Origin of the sequence: Ensifer sp., from assembly GCF_035999185.1 — a bacterium.
In the GTDB taxonomy this organism is placed as follows: Bacteria; Pseudomonadota; Alphaproteobacteria; order Rhizobiales; family Rhizobiaceae; genus Ensifer.
This window is the reverse complement of the sequence record NZ_DASYHB010000199.1, coordinates 16,138-39,241: the sequence shown is the minus strand read 5'-3', so window position 1 is coordinate 39,241 and position 23,104 is coordinate 16,138. Positions and strand designations below refer to the sequence as shown.

Here is a 23,104-nt window from a genome sequence, read left to right as displayed (position 1 = left end):
GGCGCGACGCGAAAGGGGAACGACGATGGAAAACAACGAAATCGCCTGGCAACAGGAACTGACGCGGCGCGCCCGCATCTATGAGGACATCGAGGCGGGCGACCGCTTCGAGGGCACGATGACCAAGCTCGATTACACCGGCATGACCGTGCTGACGCTCGTGCTTGTCGTCGGCTTCTGGCTGTGGGGGGCATGAGATGACCGATCACGTCGCGCACGAACATCTCTCCACATTGAAGACCGAGCAGGAGGTGGCCGCCCGCAATCGCGCAGCCGCCGAGCGCGGCGACGCGCCGCTTTTGCCGTCTGAACGGCTCTGGGGCTTCTGGGAATTCACCTATGCCAATTCGGCGCTGGCGATTGCCACCTGGGCCTTCCTGATCGGCGGCTCCGTCGGTCTCTTCGTCGGTCCGAAGGAAGGCATCGCCGCCATTATCATCGGCAACATCGTCGGCGTCGTGCTGACGGCGCTCGCCACCACCACCATGACCGGCCGCTACGGCGTCGAGCAGTTCGTGGCGCTACGCAGCCAGTTCGGCTACAACGGCAGCCGCGTCGTCTACGTGCTCGCCGTCGTCATTCTCACCATGGGATGGCTTGCGGTTCTCGCCATGATGTTTGGCCGCTCGATCGACGGTCTGATGGCGTTGAGCGCCGGCGAGGCGGCCAATCCGACCGGCGTCAAGATGATCATCGCCGCGATCGGCGCGATCCTGCTCACCTGGTTCATCGTCGCCAAGGGGCCGACCTCGATCAAGTTCTTCAACATGGTCGTGTCGCCGGCGTTGGTGCTGTTGATGGTGGCGATGCTCTATCTCATCCTCAGCCATCATTCGATCGGCGAGCTTCTGTCGATGCCGGCGCTTGCTCCGCCGTTCGAAGACAAGACGCTCAACTTCATCGTCGCCGTCGAGGTCAATCTTGCGGCTGGCTTCTCCTGGTGGCCCTATATCGGCAATCTTGCGAGGTTGACGAAGAACGAGCGCACCGCCTTCTGGCCAAACGTGCTCGGAATCTTCGGGGCCGCCGCCCTCGGTGAAATCGTCGGACTGCTGGCAGCGGTCGCACTCGGCGAGAGCGATCCGACGATCTGGATGACGAAGATCGCTGGCCCGATCATCGGCATCGTCGCGCTGCTCTTCGTCGCCTTCGCCAACATGACCTCGATGGCAAACATCCTCTACACATCGATCGTCGGTCTCAGGCAGGTCGGGACCGCGTCGGTGCGCGCCATCTCCTGGGGCACGATCCTCTTCCTCTTCTGCCTTATCCCGTTCGGGCTCGTCATCTTCTATCCGCAGATGTACGACGGCTTCTTCATCTTCCTGGTCTGGACCTCGGCGCTGAACTCCGCGCTCGCGGGCATCGGGATTGCCGACTACTTCTTCCTGCGCGGCCAGAAGCTCGACATGCGCAGCCTGCACGCACCACAGGAAAACGGGCCCTATCGGTTCTGGGGTGGCTTCAATCCGATCGGGCTCTTTGCGCTTGCTGTCGGCTTCCTTGTCTATGTCGCCGTCTTCAATCCGCAGACGCTCGCAAGCCTGCCGGCCTTCAAATACCTGACCGCCTCCGTGCCGTCCTGCCTGGCCGCAGGCGCCGTCCACTACGTGCTGACCCGGCTCTTTGCCCGTGGCCGCGGCTGGGGCCAATACCCATAACACCGGAGAAGACGACCATGAGCGATACTTACGACTACATCATCATCGGCGCAGGGTCGGCCGGATGCGTGCTTGCCAACCGCCTGTCCGAGGACCCGTCCTCCAAGGTGCTCGTGCTTGAATTCGGCGGCAGCGACAAGTCGATCTTCATCCAGATGCCGACGGCGCTTTCGATCCCGATGAACGGGACGAAGTACAATTGGAAATACATGACCCTGCCGGAGCCCGGTCTTGACGGTCGGCAGGTTCATTGCCCACGCGGCAAGGTGATCGGCGGTTCGTCCTCGATCAACGGCCTCGTCTACATGCGCGGCCATGCCCGTGATTTCGACGAATGGGAGGAGCTCGGTGCACGCGGCTGGCGCTACGCCAATTGCCTGCCCTATTTCCAGCGCGCCGAAGACTGGCAGGACGGGGGCGACGCCTATCGCGGCGCCTCCGGGCCGCTTGCCACCAACGCCGGCAACAGGATGAAGAACCCGCTCTACGGTGCTTTTGTCGATGCCGGCCGTGAGGCGGGCTACATCGCGACGGATGACCCGAACGGGCACATGCAGGAAGGCTTCGGGCCGATGCACATGACCGTCAAGGACGGCGTGCGTTGGTCGACGGCCAACGCCTATCTGAAGCCGGCGATGGAGAGGCCAAACCTCACGGTCATCACCCATGCGATGACGCGTCGGATCCTGCTCGAAGGCAAACGTGCCGTCGGCGTCGAATACGAGCTCGGCGGCGAGCGCCTTGTCGCAAGGGCGAACCGCGAGGTGTTGATCTCTTCCGGGCCGATCGGCTCGCCGCATTTGCTGCAGCGCTCCGGCATCGGTCCAGCGGCAGTCTTGCAGCAGGCGGGCGTCACGGTGCTGCACGATCTGCCGGGCGTTGGCGAGAACCTGCAGGACCATTCGGAAGTCTATATCCAGTATGCCTGCAAGGAGCCGATCACGCTCAACGGCAAGATGGGGCTCTTCAGCAAGGCCTTGATCGGCGCCGAATGGCTCTTGTTCAAAAAGGGGCTTTCGGTCTCCAACCATTTCGAAAGCGGCGGCTTCATCCGCTCCGACGTTTCGCTGGAATGGCCCGATATCCAGTTCCACTTCTTGCCCGCGGCGATGCGCTACGACGGCAAGAAACCGCTCGACGGCCACGGCTTCATGGTGCTGACGGGGCCGAACAAGCCGAAAAGCCGCGGCTATGTGCGCCTGCGCTCGCCGGAGGCGCATGAACAGCCGGATATCCTGTTCAACTATCTCGACCGCGAGGAGGACCGCGAAGGGTTCCGACGGTGCCTGAGGCTGACGCGTGAGATCATCGCCCAGCCGGCCTTCGACCGGTTCCGCGGCGAGGAAATGGCGCCGGGCAAGGACGTGCGCAGCAATGACGAGATCGATGCCTGGGTGCGCGAGACCATGGAGAGCACCTACCATCCCTGCGGCTCCTGCCGCATGGGCGAGGACCAAATGGCGGTCGTCGACAGCGAACTTCGGGTGCGCGGCATTGCCGGTTTGAGGGTCATCGACAGCTCCGTCTTCCCGTCAGAGCCGAACGCCAATCTCAACGCGCCGACGATCATGCTGGCGGAACGCGCCTCCGACATGGTGCGTGGCAAACCGCTGCTTGCAGCTTCCAACGCTGCCGTCGGCGTAGCGCCGGGCGTTGGCGTCACGCAGCGCAGCGGCACGCCCTTGCGCTCCGTCAGTCACTGAGGCAGCGGCGATGCCACGGGGTATCGGCTACGTCGTCGCACTGAGGGAGCCCGACGATCCTGGCGAACCGAAAAGCTGGGCTATCCTCGTCGAAACCCTTTTTTATGGGTTGATGGCCCGCTTCGCCTGTCGATCCGGGCCACGGTACGCCGCTGCAAACCCGCCGGAACACGCGCTTGGCCTTCGCCAGCCGACCGGTCGTCGGCTGGCGCGAGGTCGTTCAGTCATTCGATGATTTCAAATTGGTCGAGATATTTCGTGCTGAGCGTCAGGCCGAGGCCAGCCTCATGGCGTGTATCCCGTTTAGAATTGTAAGAAGGACGGTCAGCCGCCCAAGCGGCTAGCCGAGACGGGCGACCTCGGGAAGTTCGAGCCCGGCAATCGCATTGCGGCGCTCGACCATATTGACGAGCATCGTCACTGCGTTGGCTGTTGGCGCGACATTGGCAAGGTTTCTGCCGGCGATGTCGGAGGCGGTGCCGTGGGCCGGCGTGGTGATCGGCACTGGCAGGCCGGCGAGCACTGACACGCCTTTTTCGAAGCCCATCAGCTTGATCGCGATCTGTCCCTGGTCGTGGTACATCGTCACGACCGCGTCGTAGTGCCCGTCACGGACCTTGAGCCAAAGCGTATCGGCGGGCATTGGGCCTGCAACGAGGATCTGCTTTTCGCGCGCGCTTTTCACCGCCGGCCTGATGACGCGGATCTCCTCGTCACCGAGCAGGCCGCCGTCGCCCGCATGCGGATTGTAGGCGGCAACGACGATGCGCGGCCGGTCATAGCCTGCCATCTTCAAGGTCTTGTCCGTCAGCTCGATCGATTCCAGCACGCGCTCGTGCGTGAGCAATTCCGGGACGTCCTTCATCGGAACGTGCGACGTCACGCGACCGTTCCACATGCCGTTCGCCACGTTGAACTCGCTCGGCCGGTTCGGCAGCTTGAAGAAGCTGCGCGCGAAACTCAGTTCGTCGATGTGCTCGCTACCACCGAGATACATGGCCTCCTTGTTGAAGGGGAGGAAACAGATGCCGTCGATCCGGCCCTCGGCGGCAAGCTCATAGCCACGCGTCAGCCAGGCCAGACAGGCCGCGCCGCATGCGGCGGATGCCTTGCCGAATTCGGCCGCATCAACGCCGTGCTGATGCATGTTCAGATGATTGATGCGCGCGGACGTGAAGTCGAGGTCGGCGATATCGTCGACATACCTGATCTCGGGGAGTTCCTGACCTGCAACGGTTTCGCCCGCACGCATCAGACGCTCATCGCCGATGACAAGGATGTTCGCCGCCCGTGCGACATGGTCTTGCCGGAGCAGCTTGACCATCAGCTCGGGCCCGATGCCTGCCGCGTCTCCTTGGATCAATGCGATGGTTCTCATAAAGGCTGCATCCGTTCGATTTCATTTTGGTCTATGGTATACCAAAATGATCTACGGTCAACGGATGCACAGAGCTTTTCGGCTACAAACGCTGACGGGCATCGAATATGGTCGCGAGCAAGAGCGACTGAACCGGTGAAAAACTTGAACCTCGAGACACCCAACAAAATCAAACGCGATCTCTTGGCTGACCAGGCGACTGGGGAGTTGCGGCGAATGATCGTGCAGGGCGCCCTGCCGCCGGGTGGCCAGGTGACGGAGCGCGAACTGTCGGCGTTGCTCGGCGCCTCGCGAACGCCGATACGGGAGGCAGTGCGGACCCTGGCGCTCGAAGGGCTGATCACGCTGTCGAGCACCGGGCGGTACTTCGTTGCCAACCCAAGCGAGGCCGAGCTGCACGACATGCTGCGGATCATCGGCGTGCTCGAGGGGCTGGCGGGTCGTTTGGCCTGTGCGGTTGCAGACACGAAACGCATTGAGGCCATCGCAGCGCTGCAGCAGGGCATGCGGCGCATTGCCGAGGGGCAAACGCATCTCGACTATTTCGAGACCAACATCGCGTTTCACCGGGCGATCGTTGCGGCCAGCGGCAACACGGTTCTGATCGAAACCCACAAGGCTCTCAACGACAGGCTCTACCGGGCACGCTACGTCTGTTCGACGAAGGAGACGAACAGGGAGCGAGCGCTCAAGGAACATGACGCCGTCGTCGCGGCCCTGATCGCGCGCGATGGTGACCGGGTCGAACGCGAACTGCGCACCCACATGGCCCAGGCTGAGAAGAACATCTCGGAGACCCTCTTCCCGCAGACCTCGGGCTAGCCCGACTGCCTGCGGATCCTCCGCGGTCTTTGCACCGCGCCACTGCCTGTCAACCGGCGGGCGGTTCTCCACAGTGTCGAGGGTGCAGTGGTACCAGCCGCCGCCCGTGCAAAGGAAAGGGGCGGTCGATCACCGCCCCGTCCAGATATTTGCAGAGAACGTCACCCCGGCGACTGTTTACCAGGGGACGGTGCCGTCTTCGTCGGAGAAGGTGCCCGTCGGACCTTCCTTTGACAGCAGGGCAAGGCGGACGGCTTCACGCGCGCCCTGTTCGACCGTGCGCGTCCCGTGAAAGTCGTTGAGGTCGGTGGCGGTAAAGCCGGGGCAGGCCGTATTGACCTTGATGTTGGAATGCTCAAGTTCGATCGCAAAGGCGAGCGTGACGGCATGGACAGCGGTTTTCGAAGGGCTATAGGCCGCGCCGAACACGCGGCGATGCGCGTAATGCGGATCGGCATTGAGCGTCAGCGAACCGGAAGAGCTTCCCATGTTGACGATGCGTCCTGCAGGAGCTTGTCGCAACAGCGGCAGCATGGCTTGAGTAACGGCCATCAGGCCGAAGACGTTGGTCTCGTAGATCGCCCTGACATAGTCCATGGGAGCCTGGCTTGGGACATTCTGCTTGAGGCGTTCTTCAAACGACGTGCCGGGCGCGGCCGTGCTCGCGATCCCCGCATTGTTCACCAGAACGTCGAGGCGACCGTAAGTGTCGCGGATACGATCCGCGGCGGAGGCGATCGAGGCGGCGTCCGTCACGTCGATCTGAATGGCGGCCGCATCCGGCGACACGGTCGCCGCAGCCACTTCCCCCTTTGCAAGATCGCGTGATCCGACAAGCACGGTCAGGCCACGCTTTGCCAGATCCTTGGCAATCTGCAATCCAATGCCCTTGTTTGCCCCTGTGATGAGGGCGACTGGTTTGTCGTGCATGTGCTTCTCCTCGGGTTTTCATGTGGCCAACCGCGCGCTGTTGGTCTAAGAAGGTAACCGGAACCATGTTCCATCTATACGGAACAATGTTCCGGATATCAATCGGAATTACGCATGGTGAGAGAAACCGGCCCTGAGGACACGACCGCGGAGGCAACGCCAGCCGAAAGAGGGCGCGTGCGTGCCGATGCACGCCGCAATCTGGACGAGCTGCTAAAGGCGGCGATGAAGGTGTTTGCGTCGAAAGGCGTCGATGCGCCGGTCAGAGATATCGCCAAGGAGGCCGGTGTCGGCGTCGGTACGCTTTACCGTCACTTTCCGCAGCGTTCGGATCTGGTTCTGGCCGTTTGCACACGTGAGATCGACGCCTGTGCCGATGCCGCCGCAACGTTCGGCGATGAGCTCCAGCCGTTCGAGGCTGTTTCGGCCTGGATGAACCGATACGTGCAGTTCATCATGACCAAGCGGGGCCTCGCCGCCGCACTCTATTCGGGAGATCCCGCCTATCAGGGGCTTCCTGCCTATTTCGAAAAGCGCCTCCACCCGGCTCTGCAGGGACTGCTCGACGCGGCGGAAGCCGCCGGGGCTATCCGCTCCGGTTTGAAAGCAAACGAGCTTCTTCGGGCCGTCGCCAGCTTCTGCGCGCCTGCCCAAGACGTCGGACCGGAGTATCCGGCCCGCATGCTGGAACTGTTCATGGATGGGCTAAGGTATCGCGCTCCGGCGTGAGGGTGCCATCTGGGGTCCTCCGGCATGAAGGTTGTCGTCCCAACGACGGATTGCCTGACCTTCTGTCGGTGGCCTCAGGCGATCACCATCGTCGCACTCGCCGTCTTTAACACCTGCTGGCGATTGGGGGCCTACTCGCGGGGATCGGCCGCGCCGTACCCTGCATGAATTCTGCCCGAATACTGCTCCAACTGTCGAACCCGATCCTCAAGGCCGGCAATCGAGCCGTCATTCCTGTCGTTTTGCGGAAGAGTGACTGCCGGGTCGCGGCCGTTCACGTCTTGCACCTTCGAGCCCAATTTCTTGCAAGCGGCGCAATCGGGCGCCCATCACAAGCCTAGAGGTGCAACATGAGTGATCTACGCATAGTCGCCGTGGTTACCGGCGCATCACCGAACAGCGACGAAACCCATGCCTTTTCCGACAGGAAGGGCCACGCCACCGCCAGGCGGCGGTTCCTTCGCCAGGTACTCGCCACGGCCTCGGCCGGGGTCATAGGACTTCTGACGATGACAAGCGTCGCATCGGCTGCAGCGCCTTTCGCCAACGTCGCCGCATCGTCTTCGACCGCGGCCGCCGCGCAGCCTGCCCAGGACGTCTCGATCCGGCCGTTCAGCTACCACGCCTCGCAGGCGGACCTGGCCGACCTCAAGCAACGCATCAAGGCCACGCGATGGCCGACCGAGGAGCTGGTTTCGGACGATACCCAAGGTGTCAAGCTTTCGACCGTCCAGAAGCTCGCCGACTATTGGGCCAATGAGTACGACTGGCGCAAGGCCGAGGCGAACATCAACCAGTATCCCCAGTTCGTGACCAAGATCGACGGCGTCGACATTCACTTCATCCACGTGAAGTCGAAGCACAAGAATGCGCTTCCCGTCATCATCACCCACGGCTGGCCCGGATCGATCATCGAGCAGCTGAAAATCATCGACCGGCTGACCGACCCGACCGCGCACGGCGGCAAGGCCGAAGATGCGTTCGACGTCGTCATTCCGTCGCTTCCCGGTTACGGATTCTCGGGCAAGCCCACCGAAGTCGGCTGGGATCCGCAGCATGTCGCCCGTGCCTGGGCCGTTCTGATGGACCGCCTGGGGTACAAGAAATACGTCGCGCAGGGCGGTGACTGGGGTGATGCCGTCAACGAGCAGTTTGCTTTGCAAAAACCCGCGGGGCTGCTCGGCATCCACACGAACATGCCCGGCACGCTTCCCGACGAGATCTCGGCGGCGCTGGCCGGTGGCCCGCAGCCGAAGGACCTGACGGGAGAGGAAAAGTATGCGTGGAAGCAGCTCGACTTCTTCTACAAGAACCGCGTGGGCTACGCGCTGGAAATGGGTGCCCGTCCGCAGACGCTCTACGGCCTGGACGATTCGCCCATCGCGCTTGCCGCCTGGATGATCGACCACGATCCGGAAAGCCAGAAGCTGATCAACCGCGTCTTTAACGGGGCGGTTGAAGGATTGTCACGCAACGACATCCTCGACAACATCACGCTCTACTGGCTGACGAAGTCGGGTCTTTCTTCCGGGCGACTGTTCTGGGAAAGCAAGCTGGCCTTCTTCGCGCCCAAGGGCGTGACCATCCCGGTCGCGGTCAGTGCCTTCCCGGACGAGATCTACACCGCTCCGGAAAGCTGGTCGAAGAAGGCCTTTCCGAACCTGATCTTCTACAAGCGCCATGAAAAGGGCGGTCACTTCGCCGCCTGGGAACAGCCGCAGGCGCTGGTCGAGGACATGCGCGAGGGCTTCCGCTCGCTGCGCTAGGTTCGAAAATGGCGGGTGGTGCCGAGACAGCGCCACTCGCCATACCTGTTTTCGCTTGCCTGCACCGGGCATTTCGTCAGCTTCAATAAAGGCTGACACCCGTTGCGCCGACCTTGTTGAAGTTGACGAAGCGCCTCGTCGCCAGCGCCAATGGTTCTTCGCTCGCGGCAATCTGGGCCTGAAGGGCGGTGTAGCTCGCGTTGTCGGTGACGCTGAACAGGTCGTAGCGGCGCTGGAAGCCGATCGGCGAATCTCCGCCCGGGTTGAAGAAGACGTTGTTGGCGTCAAGCGCTCCGAGACTGGTCATGACGGGAGGCGCGGTGGTGACGATCGCCGAAACCGGGCCTCTTCCGTGCATGTCGGGCAGGCTGATCATCCAGTTGCCGCTTGTCGGCGTCTGTGCCGAGCCGAGTTCCATGCGCTGCCCATCCGGACCGATCAGCACCACCGAGACGTAGGATCCGACGGCGGCGCGGCCGGTCAGCATCGGGGAGATGTAGAGCAGCTCCTCTTCCTCTTCCTCCAGGAACGGCCGATCGCGTTCGAACAGTGCGCGGATCTCGGCCGGATCGATCGCCGCGTTGAGCTTGTCGATATCGGCGTCGATGTTGTTGAAGATGTTCGCATCCTGGCCGCGGGTCCCGTCGCTGGTGATGGCGACGAGATTGACGGCGTTTTCGATGCCGAACGTCGAAGGAAACAGCACCTCCATCGTCAGCGTCAGAACGCGCGGTGTCGATCCGGCTTCAAGCGTTCCGAGGTTCCAGGTGATCCGGCCAGTCGTCGGATCGTAGGTGCCGCCGTCGCTGGCGCTGATGACGCGGAAGACCCTGCGGTCGGCAATGTCTGTGACGCGCACGCCATCGGCAAGGAAGGCGCCGACATTGCTGACGGTGATCTGGTAGGTGACGACGTCTCCGGGCGAAACCTCCTCGACATTGTTGGTCTTGGTGACAACGAGGTCGGGGTAGATCAACCGATCGGTGTGCGTATCGCGGTTGTTGTCGGGCGTCGGGTCCCGGCCGCCAAGGCTGTTGTCACCGATCACGACGACGTTGGTGGTTTCGTCGATCCTTGCGGGAAGGTCCGGCTTGACCTTCAGCACCAGCGTCAGAACGCGATCGGGATCGTTGGGCGAAAGCGTGTTGAACTGCCAGATGACTCGACCGGTAGCGGCGTCGAACGTGCCGCCATCGCTGGCTGACACGAAGTCGAAGACGGTGGTGTCGACCATATCGACGATCTCGACGCCGGCTGCGACCCGATGGCCGACGTTCTTCGCCGTGATCGTGAAGGTCACGATTTCGCTGCCGCCCGTTTCTTCGATCGCGTTCGTCTTGGTGATGACGAGATCCGGCGTCGGCGGGCGCCCGTCAACAAGGGGGATCACGACGGCGGTATCGGTGTTGTCGAGTGGCGTCGGTTCCGGCTGGTCCATCGTCGCCGTTGCCGTGTTGACCAGCAACAGCCGGTCTGGGCCACCACTGAAGATCGGCGACAACGGATCCTGCAGGGAGACGGTGAGCGTCACGAGACGAACCTGATCCGGGTTCATCGTGCCGAGGTTGACGCTGAACTGCCGGGTGATCGGATCGAGACTGAACGGCACGGCGACGCCATCGACGCTGACCGCATGCAGGATGATGTCGCGCGGGAGCGTATCGGTAAGCACGACGTTCCGCGCCTGCTCGATCGAGCCGGCGTCAATGCCCGGTGCGCCCTTGTTCAGGACCTGGATCGTATAGCTGAACAATTCGCCCGGCTCGACCGTCAGGACCGAGGCATCCTTGATGACCTGGAGGTCGGGACCGGCGATCGTGATCATCGCGTCGTCGGAACCGGTATAGTCCCGCTGTTCGTCGGGCGCATCGGTGCCGGGCACCGTGTCGTAGTCGACTGTCGCGACGTTGACGACGGTCTGGCCGTTGACCGTCGCGGTGTTCTGGGCGATGGCCGAGAAGCTGATCTGCAGCGTCGCTCCGAAGGGGAGGTCCGGCACGGTTATCCGGAAACCCGTGCCGACCAGCTCGACGATCGGCGCGGGGAGCCCGCTGCCGTTGAGGATCACGGCGGTGATCGAGCTGGGGTCCAGCACCATGTTGGGGTTATCGAACGGATCCGAGACGACGACGTCGAAGGCGTCGATCGCAGAGGTCGGGTCATGCGTGACGGTGATCGTGTAGTTGGCCCGATCGCCGATTGCGACGAAGGGAGCGCTGACGCTCTTGTCGACAGTGAGCTTCGGTTCGACGACGGTAACGTCAGCTGAATCGGTGGCGCCCACCCGGTCCCCGGTGAGGATGACCGTGTTCGGCAACACGGCGCCGTTCACGACATTGACCGGGTCGTCGACGATGACGACGCTGTAGAACACGTCGACGTAGTCGTTGAGCGGAAGATTGTCGCCCGGATTGACGACGGTTCCGAGTGGGATGACAAGCACATTACCCGCCCCGATGCTAACGCTTGCCGGATCGAAGTTGAGCGTTGTGCCCGGATTGCCGGCGACGACGAAGACCGATCCGGGGATGTAGCGCTGTCCGGCCGGCAGAAGGTCGCGCAGATGCAGGCCGACGGTCGTGCCCTCCTCAAGGTTGATGCGCAGCCGGAACATGACGATTTCGCCCACAGCGACACTTGAGCCGGGGGTCTGAACGATGCTGGTGTCAAATACGGTCTTGTCGATGCTCACGCCTGCGGCACCGCGGCCCGTCTGCACCGTTTCGGAATCCTGCGAGACATAGTTGTTGAGCACGACGTTATCGGGGCCCGGACCGTCGGCGCCCGTGCGCTCGCTCGGGTTGGTTCCCGGCGTGGATGTCCAGCGAACATCGACACCATTGATGATGTCGTCACCGGGCTGCAGGGAATCGGCGGCAACGATCGTATAGACGACGCGCACGAAGTCGCCGGCGGCAATCGTGAAGCCGCTGCCGGTCAGGACAAGGCCGTTCGGTGAGATCGTGAACGTTCCGACGACATTGCCGGAACTGTCGAAAGCCGTGGCGAGCCCGAAGAAGGCGTTGGGGGTCACGGCGTCGACGAATGTCACGTCATAGGCGGTGGACAGGCCGTCATTGGTGATCAGTACCTCGAAGCCGACGGCATCGCCGGCATCGACGGTGGTGGGCGAGGACGTCTGTCGTTTGTCGACGATCAGGTGTGGCTCAACGATCTCGACGAAGGCAACGCCAGCCGCGTCGTCCACGTCGTCGGCCCTCGCAACGGCGACGTTCGACAGGAACTCGCCTTGCTGGTTGGTAAGAATGTTGCGCACGATTGCCTGGTAGGCGATGCGGATCGTATCGTTCGGGAATGTATTGCCCGCGGGATCACCGGGATTGACGATCTGTGAGCCGGCAGTCGCCGCATCGTTGTCGAGCTCGAAGGTCAGGATCGTATAGCCCAGCACGTTGGTCGTGACCTGGACATTGCGGATCGAGACCGTGCCGCCGGCAAAGCCGCTATTGAGGATGGCGAGCGTCGAGATATCGATCTCGAGGCCCGGCGCCATCACGTCCGTGATGATGACGTTGTGCAAGGTGCCTTCGAAAACTTTCAGATCGATGACGTAGTCGACGCGTTCGCCGATGGTGAACTGGGTGTCCGGACCGACGATCGACTTGTCGATTTCAAACGTTGTGGCCGTTTCGATCGTGCTCTGGGCCGTGGTGATGTAGCTGTTGGCGTCAGGCACGGGCGTGCCGATGCGCTCACCATTGATGGCGCCGGGGTTGACCTGTCCGTCAAGCGAACTCCAGTCGCCGGTGACCGTATTCGTCTGCGTTTGCCCCGGGCCGATGCTGTCCAGCATCTCGACCTGGTAGACGACCGTAAGGGTGGACCCCAAGGGAATGTCGAGATTGGCGCCCGGCAGCGAGAAGACGCCGTTCGCGTCGAAGCCGATCTGGCCCGTGACGTCGACGCCGTTGATCCTGGCACTGACGATGCCGATGACGCGCTGTCCGGCTGGTGTCGGGTCGCGAAACGCGAACTCGTAGGCGGTCGCCTTGGAGGACGTGGTATGCGCGACGGTGATGGAGTAGGTCACGATATCGCCGGCATCGACCGGGCCGGGGGCATCATTGGTCTTGCCGATCACCAGCTTCGGCTCGACGATGCGCACGTCCACCGTGTCGGTGCGGTCTGGTGAGTGGTCCGACGTGAAGGTGGCGGTGTTGACTTTCACGGCGTCGTTGACGTTGTCGAGCGTGTTCAGCACCTGGACGCGGAAGCTGACGCGGATGAAGTCGTTGTTCGGGTTGTTGTCGGCGAGCGTCGTGAAGCTGGCAAGGTCGAGCGTCAGCGTCTGTGTGATGGTGCTGGCACCATCGATGACGAGCGCATTGCCGTTGGCGTCGACCGCAATGCCGCTGCCCGGCACAAAAACGAAGCCGGCCGGCAGAAAATCGGTGAGGAAGGGGTTTTCAGTCAATCCCTCGATCACCGGAATGGTGATCGTGTAGATGATCTGTTCGCCGATCGTATAGCTCGTCCTGTCGCTGGTCTTGATGATGGGGCCGGGCTGGGCGATCGTCAGCGTTGACGTCGTGGTGAAGGCATAGTTGTTGAGCCGCAGTTCGTCCGTGCGGGGTCCGCCGTCAGACCCATCCCGACGTTCGCTGGTCGCGCCGGCCACATCCTTTGCGAGCGAAGGATCCTCGTTGTCGACGGCATCCAGGTCCGGAAGCGACTTGTAGGTGAGGTCGACCGAATTGGTCAGAACCTGACCAGCCACGACATTCGGCGCCACCGTCGCCTGGTAGGTGATCGTGACCACCTGGTTGAGGCCGAGGTCGAAGCCTGTGACAAGCACGCGGTTGTTGACGAGGTCGAGCGTCACGTCGCTCAATTGCAGCGGGTCGAGACCGAAGGCGGGCGCACCCGCCGTGATCGTCACCGAATTGGCCACGAGGATCGTGCCCGGCGGCAACTGGTCGGTGAGATCGAGCTCAAAGCCATCTGCGGTCGACGAGGCGTTGTGACGAATGGTCAGCGTATAGGTGACCACGTCGCCGGCATCGGTGGTGCTGTCCGGCGTCGTGAATGACTTGACCACATCGATCGCCGGTTCGGTGACCGTCACCGTCACGTTGGTATTGGGAACGGCGAAGTTCGGCACGTCATTGACGCTGAACGTCACCGCAGTGCCGTTCAGGTGCACGTCGCCTTCGTCGGTTTCCGGCACGTTCAGCACCTGCGCGCGCACGGTGATGACAATGGTTTCCTCATCGGTCACCGTGCCCGTGGCGTTGTTGACGATCGTGCCGAATTCGAACCGGAGCCGATTGACGACGCCATCGCCGTCGGTGTCGAGGAGCTGGAACGTCGGCGTGCTGGAAAGCTGCAGGTCCGTGCCGACGCTATGGCCGTCGACCTTGAGAATTTCGATGATCCCCTGGGATCCGAGCACGTTCAGGAAGTCTGTGTCATCGTAGACGATGACATTCTGCGATGTGCCTCTGGGGATCGGCACCCGGATCTCGTAGATCAGGATTTCGCCGACGAGAACATTGGGATTGGTATCTGCGACGTAGCCCGGTTGCCCGGGGGTAAGGTATTCGGTGCCGCCATAGGAGGTGTTGATCAGCGTCTTGGTGATCTGCGGGGCGAGGATCGTCAGCGTGTCCTGGCCTGTCACCTGTTCGAAGGCGCGCTCGTTCGGATCGATGCCCGGCAGCGAGGTATAGCCACCGTCCGGTATCACGGCGACGTTGTTGAGCGTGCTCCCTGTAACGATGGCCGGATCGATGCGCATGGCAAAGTTCAGGATCAGCTTTTCGCCGGGCGCGATCGCAAAGTCGGGACTGTTGTCGGCAACCGTGATCACCCAGAACCCGCCGGCCTGGGAAATCGTCACGTCGACGAGGGCGGTGTTGACGGCGCCGGTGCCGGTCTTCGATGTCAGCACCAGACTGGTAAACCAGCCAAGCGGCAGGTCGTCGTCGGTCATCTGCAGGCCGAACGACGTCGTGCTGGTGCTTGCAGACGAGTTCTGCACGGTCAGGCGCATCTGGATGAGTTGGCCACCCTGCGCCACGTCGGGCAGGAATTCCTTGATGATCGAGAGATTGGGTTCGACGATGTCGACAGGAACGACGGCCGGAGCCGTCGGCGCCGTGGTCGGCGTATCCAGGATAGCGGAGTTGCTGACCGTGACGCCGGCCTGAAGGACGGGATCGTCGCTCGCTCGGACCTGGTACTCGATGACGAAGGACTGGCCGGACAGCGCCGTGCCGGGTGCTGCATTGGCGACCACGTTGCTGAAATCGAACGTCAGCACGTTGTTGACGTAACTGTAGGTCAAAAGGGCGCCGTCCGCCAAGGCAGTCCCGTTCTGTGCGACGGTGCCATCAAAGGTTACGGTCTGCCCCGCCGCATTGATGTAGGTAAGGCGCAAGACCGGCGTGCCGACAAGAACCATGCCGGCCGGAAGCGTGTCCGTGACCGTTGCCGCGGTGTCGCCATCCGGGAAGGTGACGGAAATCTGGAACGTGCCGATTTCGCCGATCGCGAAGTCATTGCCGGATGTAAAGGCCTGGTCCGTTGCCACCAGCCGTTTGGAGGCGGCGACGCCCTGCGTCGCCAGCGAGACCGCGTCGTTGAACTGACCCTCTACGTTCAGCGTGAAGTCCGTGCCGCCTTCAATCGCCGCATAGGAAACAAGTTCGGCCGCGTTCTGCACCGTGATGCCGGGATCGATGCTGTCGATTGCCACCAGCTGATAGGTGATGATGATGATGTTGCGGCCGTCGTTGGCGCCGTCGGCAGCAATCGAGCCGATGCCGTTGCCATCGGTTATCGACAGCCCGGCGCCAAAAAGGTCGCCGCTGAACGAGGCGACCGCGGTACCGTCGCCGTATCGCACGTCGAGTTGGAGGGCGGCTCCCGGCGGTATGGTGAAGCCCGGCGGCAGCTGATCGCGAATGAGCAGGTCGAAGGCGTCCTGACCGCCCGTGTTCTGGATAACGATCGCGAACTTGACCGTGTCGCCGGCGTCGATGCCAGAGAGGTCGCTGACGATGGGGTTGGCAACGAGGTCGGCGCTTGTCAGAGGCGAGCTCGTCGAAAAGCCCGGCGTGCCGACAAGGAAGGTGAGTTTCGACGGTCCCGTCGAAGACGGGTTGAAGGCGAGCGAATTGTCGACTGCGCCATTGGCGTTGGTGGCGACAACGCCCTTCGTCAGGGAGAGGATCGGCTGCCTGAGGATGATCGAGTTGATGAAGTCCTGTTCCAGCACCAGCGTCGACTGGCTGTCGCCGGTCTGGACAACGGCCTGGTTGACGAGCAACAGGCCGTCGGCAAACGGTTGGTCGGTGGCAACGACCGTGTAGAGGATGTCGATGATGCCGCCGATGCTCGCGTTTTCGTCGAAACTGGCGAAGTCCAACCGGATGGCATTGTTGGCGCCAAGCGTCGCCACGAGAGGCACGCCGGCGATCCGGCTGCCGCCCGTCAATGTGTCATCGGGGCCGCGGATGATCGTGAACGCGACCGGCACGCCACCCTGTGTGTCGATGAATACGAAGCCCGAGCCATTGGCATCAACGTCGTAGACAGGTAGCGGCAGGTAATCGGTGATGATCAGATCGTCGACGTCGTTGGAGGCGACGACGATGCGGATGCGATAGGTGACCGTGTCTCCGGGTGAAACCGTGCCCGGATTGCCGAGCACGCCGTTGACGGCGTAGATGCTCTTCTGCCCCTGGGGCTGGGGCACGGTCACGGAGCTCTGCGACCCGTCCGGATCAGCAGCGCCGCCGCCGGGAAGCGCGCTGTTGGCGGTCATCGAAATGGCGTTCGAGAGCACGTCGTTGATGACGACCGGACCGCGTCCTGGCTGGCGGAAGGTTTCGTCGATGCGCGCGAAATAGACGAGCGTCAGCGTCGTTGCGCCTTGCTGCGCATCGCCCGCGAAAAGATCGCCGACCAGGCGCGCGTCGTTGCCGTTGTTGCTCAAGGCGTTGCTGATGAAGAACGTCAGCGTTTCCGTGCCGTTTGCCTGGAACGCCGACGTTAGTTCCGTCTGCTGGCTGGGCGGAACGAGCCGCTGCAGGTCGATGAATGTGGTCTGCCCGTTTTGCACCAGTTGGAGCACGGGCGTGTGCTCCAGGATGCCGTTGTCCGTGGTGTCGAAGGTGAGGCCATCGGACAAAAGGTCATTGAGAATTGCTGCGCTGAACGCCTGATAGTCGGAAATGTCGATTGTCACCTGGAAGCGCAGGTAAGAGCCCGGGATCGCCGGACCGCCGCCCTCGACCGAGACCGTCTTCAGAACAGTGAAGGGACGGATGGCAATGTCGATGCTGTCCTGGAGATCTCCACCCGTCGCAGCGTCGACCGGATTTCCTTGATAAAGAGCGTCGACGGTTGCGTTGTTGGTGGCGATCGCCACATGCGGGTTCAGCGGATTGATGATCAACGCGCCGCTGGCATCTCTTTCCGGTGCGTACGCGCTGAGCGTGATAACGATATCGCCGTCACCGGCCCGGCCGGTCACCGTCGCAAAGCTCCACTCCGCGGTGGTCACGGTATCGGCACCGGGAACGCCCTGCGGCGTGCCGCCGACGCCGGGCGCGGTGACCGACGTGGCGCCGACATTCGTCGTTGCGTTGAGGAAATAGAGGTTCGTCGGCAGCAGGTCGCGCACATCGATGTCGGTGACGGTGATGTTGGTCGCGACGTCAACGGAGATCGTGTAGGTAAAGGGGAAGTTCGGTCCCTGTGCCGTCTCGCCTTCCGCCAGTTGCACGGCTTTTTCAAGCCTCATGACAATGGGCGTGATCGCGTCCGTGCTGGTCGACCCCTGCTGGATCGGCGGGTCCGTCGTTGGATTGTTCAGTTCGTCGAGGCCGAAGCGGAAGCCGCCGCGCGCCGTAATGTCGATCGGATCGCCGGGAACGGCGCCCGGATCGATGCCGTTCGGGCTCTGGGCGAGGGTGGCGTTGAAATCCAGGCGAATGACGGGTTGGTCCGGGCCGTAGCTGCCGAAGGGTGCCAGTACGTTGACCCATGTCTGGCCGATCTCCGTGCCTTGTGGCAGCGCCATGCCGCCGCCGAAGGGATGGGCACTGACCACCGCGCCACTGCCGTCGACCCAGTTGCTGCCGTTCCAGGTGCCGACCGTCTGGCTCGTCACGGTTGTGCCAAGATAGGTCACGCTGTTGATCTCGACGCCAGGTTCGACGGTCACGTCGACAAACGGGCCGTAGCCGGTTCCGAGCGGATCAGTGGACGCTGCCGTGTTGTCGAAGGTCACCGCGAAGGTGAAATCGTCGTTGATCAGCTCTTCGGCGGGAAGGTCGACAACGGCTGCTTCCGGTGTCGCGTTGAGGAGCACACGGTCCTCAAGGCGGCGAATACGCGGTCTGTAGGCTTGTCCCCGCTCGATCAGCATTGCCATCTCCCTTGTCGTCATGTCTCGGGTGTGCAATTCGCGATGGTAGGCGTCAGTGACAGTATATTAGTTTCTATAGTGAGCCCAGCGCGGCAGGTGCCCCAGGTTAACGTAATGCAGCCATTCAGCGGCAAAACTGCCGACGGAGCGCCATCTCAGTCCCGAAGTGAGCCTGCCGGGCGTGCCGGCAATCCAGCCGTCCGCACCACCCGCGGGCAGGAACACGGAGCTGAAGCGCACGTCGACAAGTTTATGCTTCGCCCCAGCGATATCGACTGCAAGCGGTCCGCCGCCTTCGGCTGTCAGCGCCGGTGGCGGCAGCGCGTTGCTGGCCGTCGGATCGATCCGCGACAGTTGCACGGGGATGGAGCGATCTCCGAAGACCGCCGGCCTGAAAGAGACATCCTTGATGCCTTCCTGCAGAAAGTTGACGTCTTCCGGCAGCAGCCAGACCTTTATTTCGATTTTGTCCGGCTCTGCGATCTTGCCGATGAGTTCGCCGCGTTCGATCCAGCGACCGGAAAGCGTATCGATGTCGTTGCCGTAAATCACGCCCGAGCGCTTCGCGGTCATGTCGAGGCCGGCCACGCGCTGCTCCGTATCGGCGATCTCGTCATGCATGGCCTGAAGCGCCTGTTCGGCGCCTTCCTGTGCGCTCGGATCACGGCCGTCGAGCGCACGCGCCAGGAGGATCTCGATGCCTGCCTGCCGCGCCAGAAGGCGTTTGCGATCGGCCTGCAATGACTGGTTGGAAAGTCTCGCCAGCGGATCTCCGGCTTCCACCCGGTCCCCCGATCTGACGAAGATGTCGTTGACGACGCCGGCGCTCGTCGTGCGCACCTCGAATGCGTCGCGGTAGTCGATCACCCCCGGGGCCGAAAGCCAGACAGGCACCGGCGCAAACCACAGGGCAAGCACTGCGGTTGCAGCAATTCCCATGCGCACAAACGTTCCCTGGCGGTTGGCGGCGCTGAGTTTCCAGGCGGCCAACAGGAAGCGGAAGAGGGGGGCGACGACCATCGTCCATACCACCACCACCGCCAGGACCAGCCCAAAGCCAAAGGCAAGATGCGTGGCGACCAGCGTCAGGGTGCTCGCAGCGACGAGCCGCCAGACGAAGGCGAGCCAGCCGTAGAACTCGATCCAGCCCTGCTCCGAGACCTTTGGCCCTATGCCTGTCAGCAGACGCATGGCACGGTCTCGCGCCGCAATCGCGCCGCGCTGGTAGAGGTTGGATACCCGAAACAGGTCCACCAGCGCATAGTAGCCGTCGTATCGCATCAACGGGTTGGCGTTGAAAACGACCGTGCTCAGCGTCGTCGCCACGATCAGCGACTGAAGGAACGCCTTCCACTGCCCGGCATCCGCGTGCGACCATAAAAGCACGGCGGCAGCGCCAAGCGCGAGTTCGCCCATGATGCCGGCCGCGGTGATGTGCAGCCGGCGCCAGCGCGATTGCACCCGCCAGGCGCCCGTCGCGTCGACATAGGCGCCGAGCGGCATGAACAGGATGAAGAGGATGCCGACTTCCCTGATCTCGACGTCATAGAGGCGAGCAACGATACCGTGCTGGCATTCGTGCCACAGCTTGCTGACGACCCAGGCAAGCCAGAGCAGGAGCACCATGTCCAGGCTGAAAAGCGATCCGAGATCGCTGCGGAAGGCGCTCCAGTTGCCGGCAAGCTCGGCTGCCCCCGCGATCAGCAGGGCAAGCCACAGCAGCGCACCGAGCGGACCGTACAGCCACTTCAGGCGTCTGGCGCAGAAGTCGAAGAACCGGTCCCACGTCCCCAGTCGAACGCGCTGGGAGATCAGACCGAGATTCTTGCGGCCGGTCGGCAGGCTTGTGGTGTCCGAACCGACGAGAAGCCCGTGACGCCGCAACTCTTCGACGAGCTGAGAGACCTCGGTCTGTTTCAGCCCTATGCCTGGATATTCGAGCTGCAGCCGTGCATAGGCCTCGCTGCTGCTGTGCGTCCCGTCGAGCAGGCGCGCGAACGCGGCGGTTTCCGGGTCCGTCTCCATGAAGCTTCCGCCGAGCGGATCCTCGATGATGACCGTCTCTCGAGGACCCTCGTCACGATAGATGAAACGTAGCTCCGGCCGCAGCCGCGGGAGATCGTCCGCCATCTCACCGCCACCACCGCTTCAGGGCGACCCACGCGTCGCGGAACAGGATTTCGCCAAGGCGCGCCTGTCCTGTCGGGAGGGTCGCGACGCCGCGCTGGCCCGGCCGAAGGGACTGGCTGGTATTCTCGATCGTCGCCCGCATGGGCAGAACGGTACGGCCTGCCAGCGTTTCGACTTCCGGGGCTTTCCTGAAATTCTCAAGTGTGATCGGGTCCGATTGCACACCATCGAGATAGAGCTTCGCTTCGGCCTGAAGTGGCAGCCGGGCGAGTGCCTCGACCGGAATGTCGATGCGGGCGCGCATGTGCTCGAGCGGTGCGATCTCAACGATCGTATCACCCTCGCGCACCGGCGCGCCGGCCGACCGCTCCAGCGGGCTCTGAAGCACGACGCCGTCGACCGGTGCCTTCAGGACCAGGTTTGCGAGCTGCCAATCGAGCAGGTCGCGTTCGGACGCGGCTGCATCTCCTTCGTTTCGTGCAAGCTCGGCTTCGGTGATGCGCTTTTCCCGGACTGCCGCGTCACGCCGGCGGAAGGCCTCGTCCGCTTTGGAGGCGGCCGTGTTGCGCGCAAGCTGCAAGGCCTCGCCTTCAAGCACGGCGATCGTGTCGCCCATTTTCACAACGTCGCCGGCCTTGACCTTCGCTTCCCGCAGGACCCCGCTGAAGCTTGCGGACACGAAATGCCGGCCCTCCGCCTCAAGCTCTGCTTCGGCGCGGATGCGGTCCGGGATGGGCACGAAAAAAGCGGCCGCCAGCAACGCTGCTGCGGCAAACGCCGTCAGCAGCCGCGCTCCCGGTCGTAGAGCCGGCATGCGCCGCTGCACGGCAGGCTTCACGTTCACATCGACGATTGCGCGAACGACCGTCCAGCCGTTGGCGTCCAGCTCTGCGAACCTGGCACCTGGCTCGGCGACGATGACAATGACATCGCGTGCCGTTCGACGGTCCGTCACCTTGAAGCCGACCACGCTCCTGGCGTTGAGTTCGGAGGCAAGGCCGGGTTTTGCGTCTCCTGCCTTTTCCTCGACGAGCGGGTGGTCGAGCCGGGCGCAGCGGCGCGCGAAACTCCTGACCTGTTCGGCAATGGGCGCCGAATTGCGCGGCACGGCCGTTGGCGACGAGACCAGAACGTCGCCAGCGGGCGTGGTGACGAATACCGAGCGGGCGTGCAGGACCCCTCGAAGGCGATCGGCGAAGGTGCCAGGATCCTCTGGCAACGGCGTCGCCTCCGCGACCGCCAGGTCCGCCAGCGTTTTTGATAGGTTCGCATTCGTCTCGACGGTCCCGAGTGACAGGGCAAGCGCTGCCAGTTCCAGCGTGGCGCGGGATGATACAAGCGCTGCCTCCGAAGCCGGCCTGATCGCCGTGATCGCGCCGGTCCCACGGGGCAGGGGGGTGGCAAGCAGGACCGCGTTTGGCACCGAGGCGGAAACCTCTGCGCGCGGTTCCATCGTGCGGATGGCGTCGCTGGCTGCGAGGCGTAGCTCGTTGCCGATGGCAAGATGATTGGCCCGGTGGCTGGCATCGAGTGCGAAGTCGCTGAGTGCCAGCGTGCCATCGCGGTCAATCACAAGGCCGAGTGCGTGGGCATCGACCAGTTCGGCAACCACTGCGAGGAGCTCGCCCTGTCGCCGGTCGGATGCACCTCGACCAGAGCCGAAGGATTGAACGACGCGATGCAGTCGGCGGTAGACGGGAGGCTGTGACGGGGGCTCCCCATCGGTCGGACTGCGGCCGGCGGCTGCGCCGATCTTGCCTGCCGCGTTCATTGCACCGGCGCCAGGAGCGGAAGCGCCAGTTCGACCCTTTCCCCGCTCAAAAGCTGGTAGTCGCCATTGTCCACTTCGATGCCCAACCGCCTGAGCCCTGTCGGCGCATCGATGTCCGGTCCGAGATCACGCACGCGTGCCGCAACCTCTCTTCCCTCCCGCGGCAACCGGATTTGAAGCGGCGTTCCCGTTTCGGCCCTGCCAAGGCAGGCAGGCGGGACGAAGAAATCGGCATGAAGCTTGTCGAGACTGAGCAGGGTCACGAGGCGTGCGTCGCCGCCGGCGCCGACCAGCTCCGACGGCTTGCGATGCAGCGTGCTGACGACGCCGTCGAAGGGCGCGCGGATGTCGAGCAGGGAGAGGCGCGCTTCGGCGCTGGCAAGTGCGATCTCTGCGGCGCGCCGCTCTTCAAGCATCGCTTCCACTTCGGCTTCCGCGACCAGAAGTTCGGCGCGCGCCTCGATCATTTCCAGGGGGCGGACGGCCCGCGCTTTTTCGAGTTTTTCAAGCTCGCTCATCTTCCGGCGCGCCAGGTCTCGCTTGGCCTCGGCCACCATCAGGCGCCCCTTGGCAACAAAGCGTACGCGTGCGCCATCAACCTCGGCACGCGCCATCGTCTTGTCGAGTTCCGCAAGCACGTCGCCGCCTTTCACCTTTTGGCCCACTTCGACATGCATCGTCGCCACGATGCCCGGTTCCCGTGCGGCCACCTCCACGGTCGCCGCCGGCTCGGTAAAGCCGCTGGCGATCGCCAGCGAGCACTCCTGCGCATTCGCCGGGCCCGCCAGCGCGCTGGCGAGCAGCATCATCAAGTAAC

At 63.1% G+C, this 23,104-nt stretch carries 12 protein-coding genes; 6 read left to right on the top strand and 6 right to left on the bottom strand.

All coding sequences use genetic code 11. From position 1 onward, the window contains the following. The first annotated feature begins 25 nt into the window (after positions 1 to 25). The 3 genes from VGO04_RS27020 to betA are packed head-to-tail and all read left to right on the top strand — an operon-like array spanning position 26 to position 3,364. Positions 26 to 196 carry a hypothetical protein gene (locus tag VGO04_RS27020; protein WP_327499050.1) on the top strand — a complete coding sequence of 57 codons (171 nt, stop codon included), beginning with the start codon at positions 26 to 28 and terminating at the stop codon, positions 194 to 196. Between the two features lies 1 nt (position 197). Next, on the top strand, positions 198 to 1,661 hold the full coding sequence (locus VGO04_RS27015; RefSeq protein WP_327499049.1) for a purine-cytosine permease family protein: 1,464 nt from the start codon (positions 198 to 200) through the stop codon (positions 1,659 to 1,661). 17 nt (positions 1,662 to 1,678) lie between these two features. Further along, positions 1,679 to 3,364: a choline dehydrogenase gene (betA, locus tag VGO04_RS27010; protein ID WP_327499048.1), complete on the top strand. Its 1,686-nt coding sequence runs from the start codon at positions 1,679 to 1,681 to the stop codon at positions 3,362 to 3,364. Positions 3,365 to 3,704: 340 nt separating this feature from the next. On the opposite strand, the gene VGO04_RS27005 is transcribed toward betA, so the two are convergent. Next, the gene (locus VGO04_RS27005; RefSeq protein WP_327499047.1) at positions 3,705 to 4,742 is read right to left on the bottom strand and encodes a PdxA family dehydrogenase; all 1,038 of its coding nucleotides are present in this window, start codon (positions 4,740 to 4,742) and stop codon (positions 3,705 to 3,707) included. On the opposite strand from VGO04_RS27005, the gene VGO04_RS27000 reads away from it, so the two are divergent. Beyond that, complete coding sequence (locus VGO04_RS27000; protein ID WP_327499046.1) at positions 4,662 to 5,564, top strand: GntR family transcriptional regulator; 903 nt, start codon at positions 4,662 to 4,664, stop codon at positions 5,562 to 5,564. The two genes, VGO04_RS27005 and VGO04_RS27000, sit on opposite strands and share 81 nt — an antisense overlap. Before the next feature lie 177 nt (positions 5,565 to 5,741). On the opposite strand, the gene VGO04_RS26995 is transcribed toward VGO04_RS27000, so the two are convergent. After that, on the bottom strand, positions 5,742 to 6,494 hold the full coding sequence (locus VGO04_RS26995) for an SDR family NAD(P)-dependent oxidoreductase (protein ID WP_327499045.1): 753 nt from the start codon (positions 6,492 to 6,494) through the stop codon (positions 5,742 to 5,744). A 114-nt stretch (positions 6,495 to 6,608) separates the two neighbouring features. Here VGO04_RS26995 and VGO04_RS26990 point away from each other — a divergent pair, with 114 nt between their 5' ends. Together VGO04_RS26990 and VGO04_RS26985 are read left to right on the top strand one after the other, a co-directional pair. Continuing rightward, positions 6,609 to 7,223: a helix-turn-helix domain-containing protein gene (locus VGO04_RS26990; RefSeq protein WP_327499044.1), complete on the top strand. Its 615-nt coding sequence runs from the start codon at positions 6,609 to 6,611 to the stop codon at positions 7,221 to 7,223. A gap of 350 nt (positions 7,224 to 7,573) precedes the next feature. Beyond that, positions 7,574 to 8,989: an epoxide hydrolase family protein gene (locus VGO04_RS26985; RefSeq protein ID WP_327499043.1), complete on the top strand. Its 1,416-nt coding sequence runs from the start codon at positions 7,574 to 7,576 to the stop codon at positions 8,987 to 8,989. A gap of 82 nt (positions 8,990 to 9,071) precedes the next feature. On the opposite strand, the gene VGO04_RS26980 is transcribed toward VGO04_RS26985, so the two are convergent. The 4 genes from VGO04_RS26980 to VGO04_RS26965 form a co-directional block, all read right to left on the bottom strand. Further along, entirely contained in the window at positions 9,072 to 18,386 is a 9,315-nt protein-coding gene (locus VGO04_RS26980) for a hypothetical protein (protein ID WP_327499042.1), read from the bottom strand. Positions 18,387 to 18,452: 66 nt separating this feature from the next. Next, positions 18,453 to 20,516 carry an efflux RND transporter periplasmic adaptor subunit gene (locus VGO04_RS26975; protein WP_327499041.1) on the bottom strand — a complete coding sequence of 688 codons (2,064 nt, stop codon included), beginning with the start codon at positions 20,514 to 20,516 and terminating at the stop codon, positions 18,453 to 18,455. A 1-nt stretch (position 20,517) separates the two neighbouring features. Further along, on the bottom strand, positions 20,518 to 22,287 hold the full coding sequence (locus VGO04_RS26970; RefSeq protein WP_327499040.1) for an efflux RND transporter periplasmic adaptor subunit: 1,770 nt from the start codon (positions 22,285 to 22,287) through the stop codon (positions 20,518 to 20,520). Next, on the bottom strand, positions 22,284 to 23,096 hold the full coding sequence (locus VGO04_RS26965) for an efflux RND transporter periplasmic adaptor subunit (RefSeq protein WP_327499039.1): 813 nt from the start codon (positions 23,094 to 23,096) through the stop codon (positions 22,284 to 22,286). Before VGO04_RS26965 ends, VGO04_RS26970 begins: the two co-directional genes overlap by 4 nt. Positions 23,097 to 23,104 lie beyond the last annotated feature (8 nt).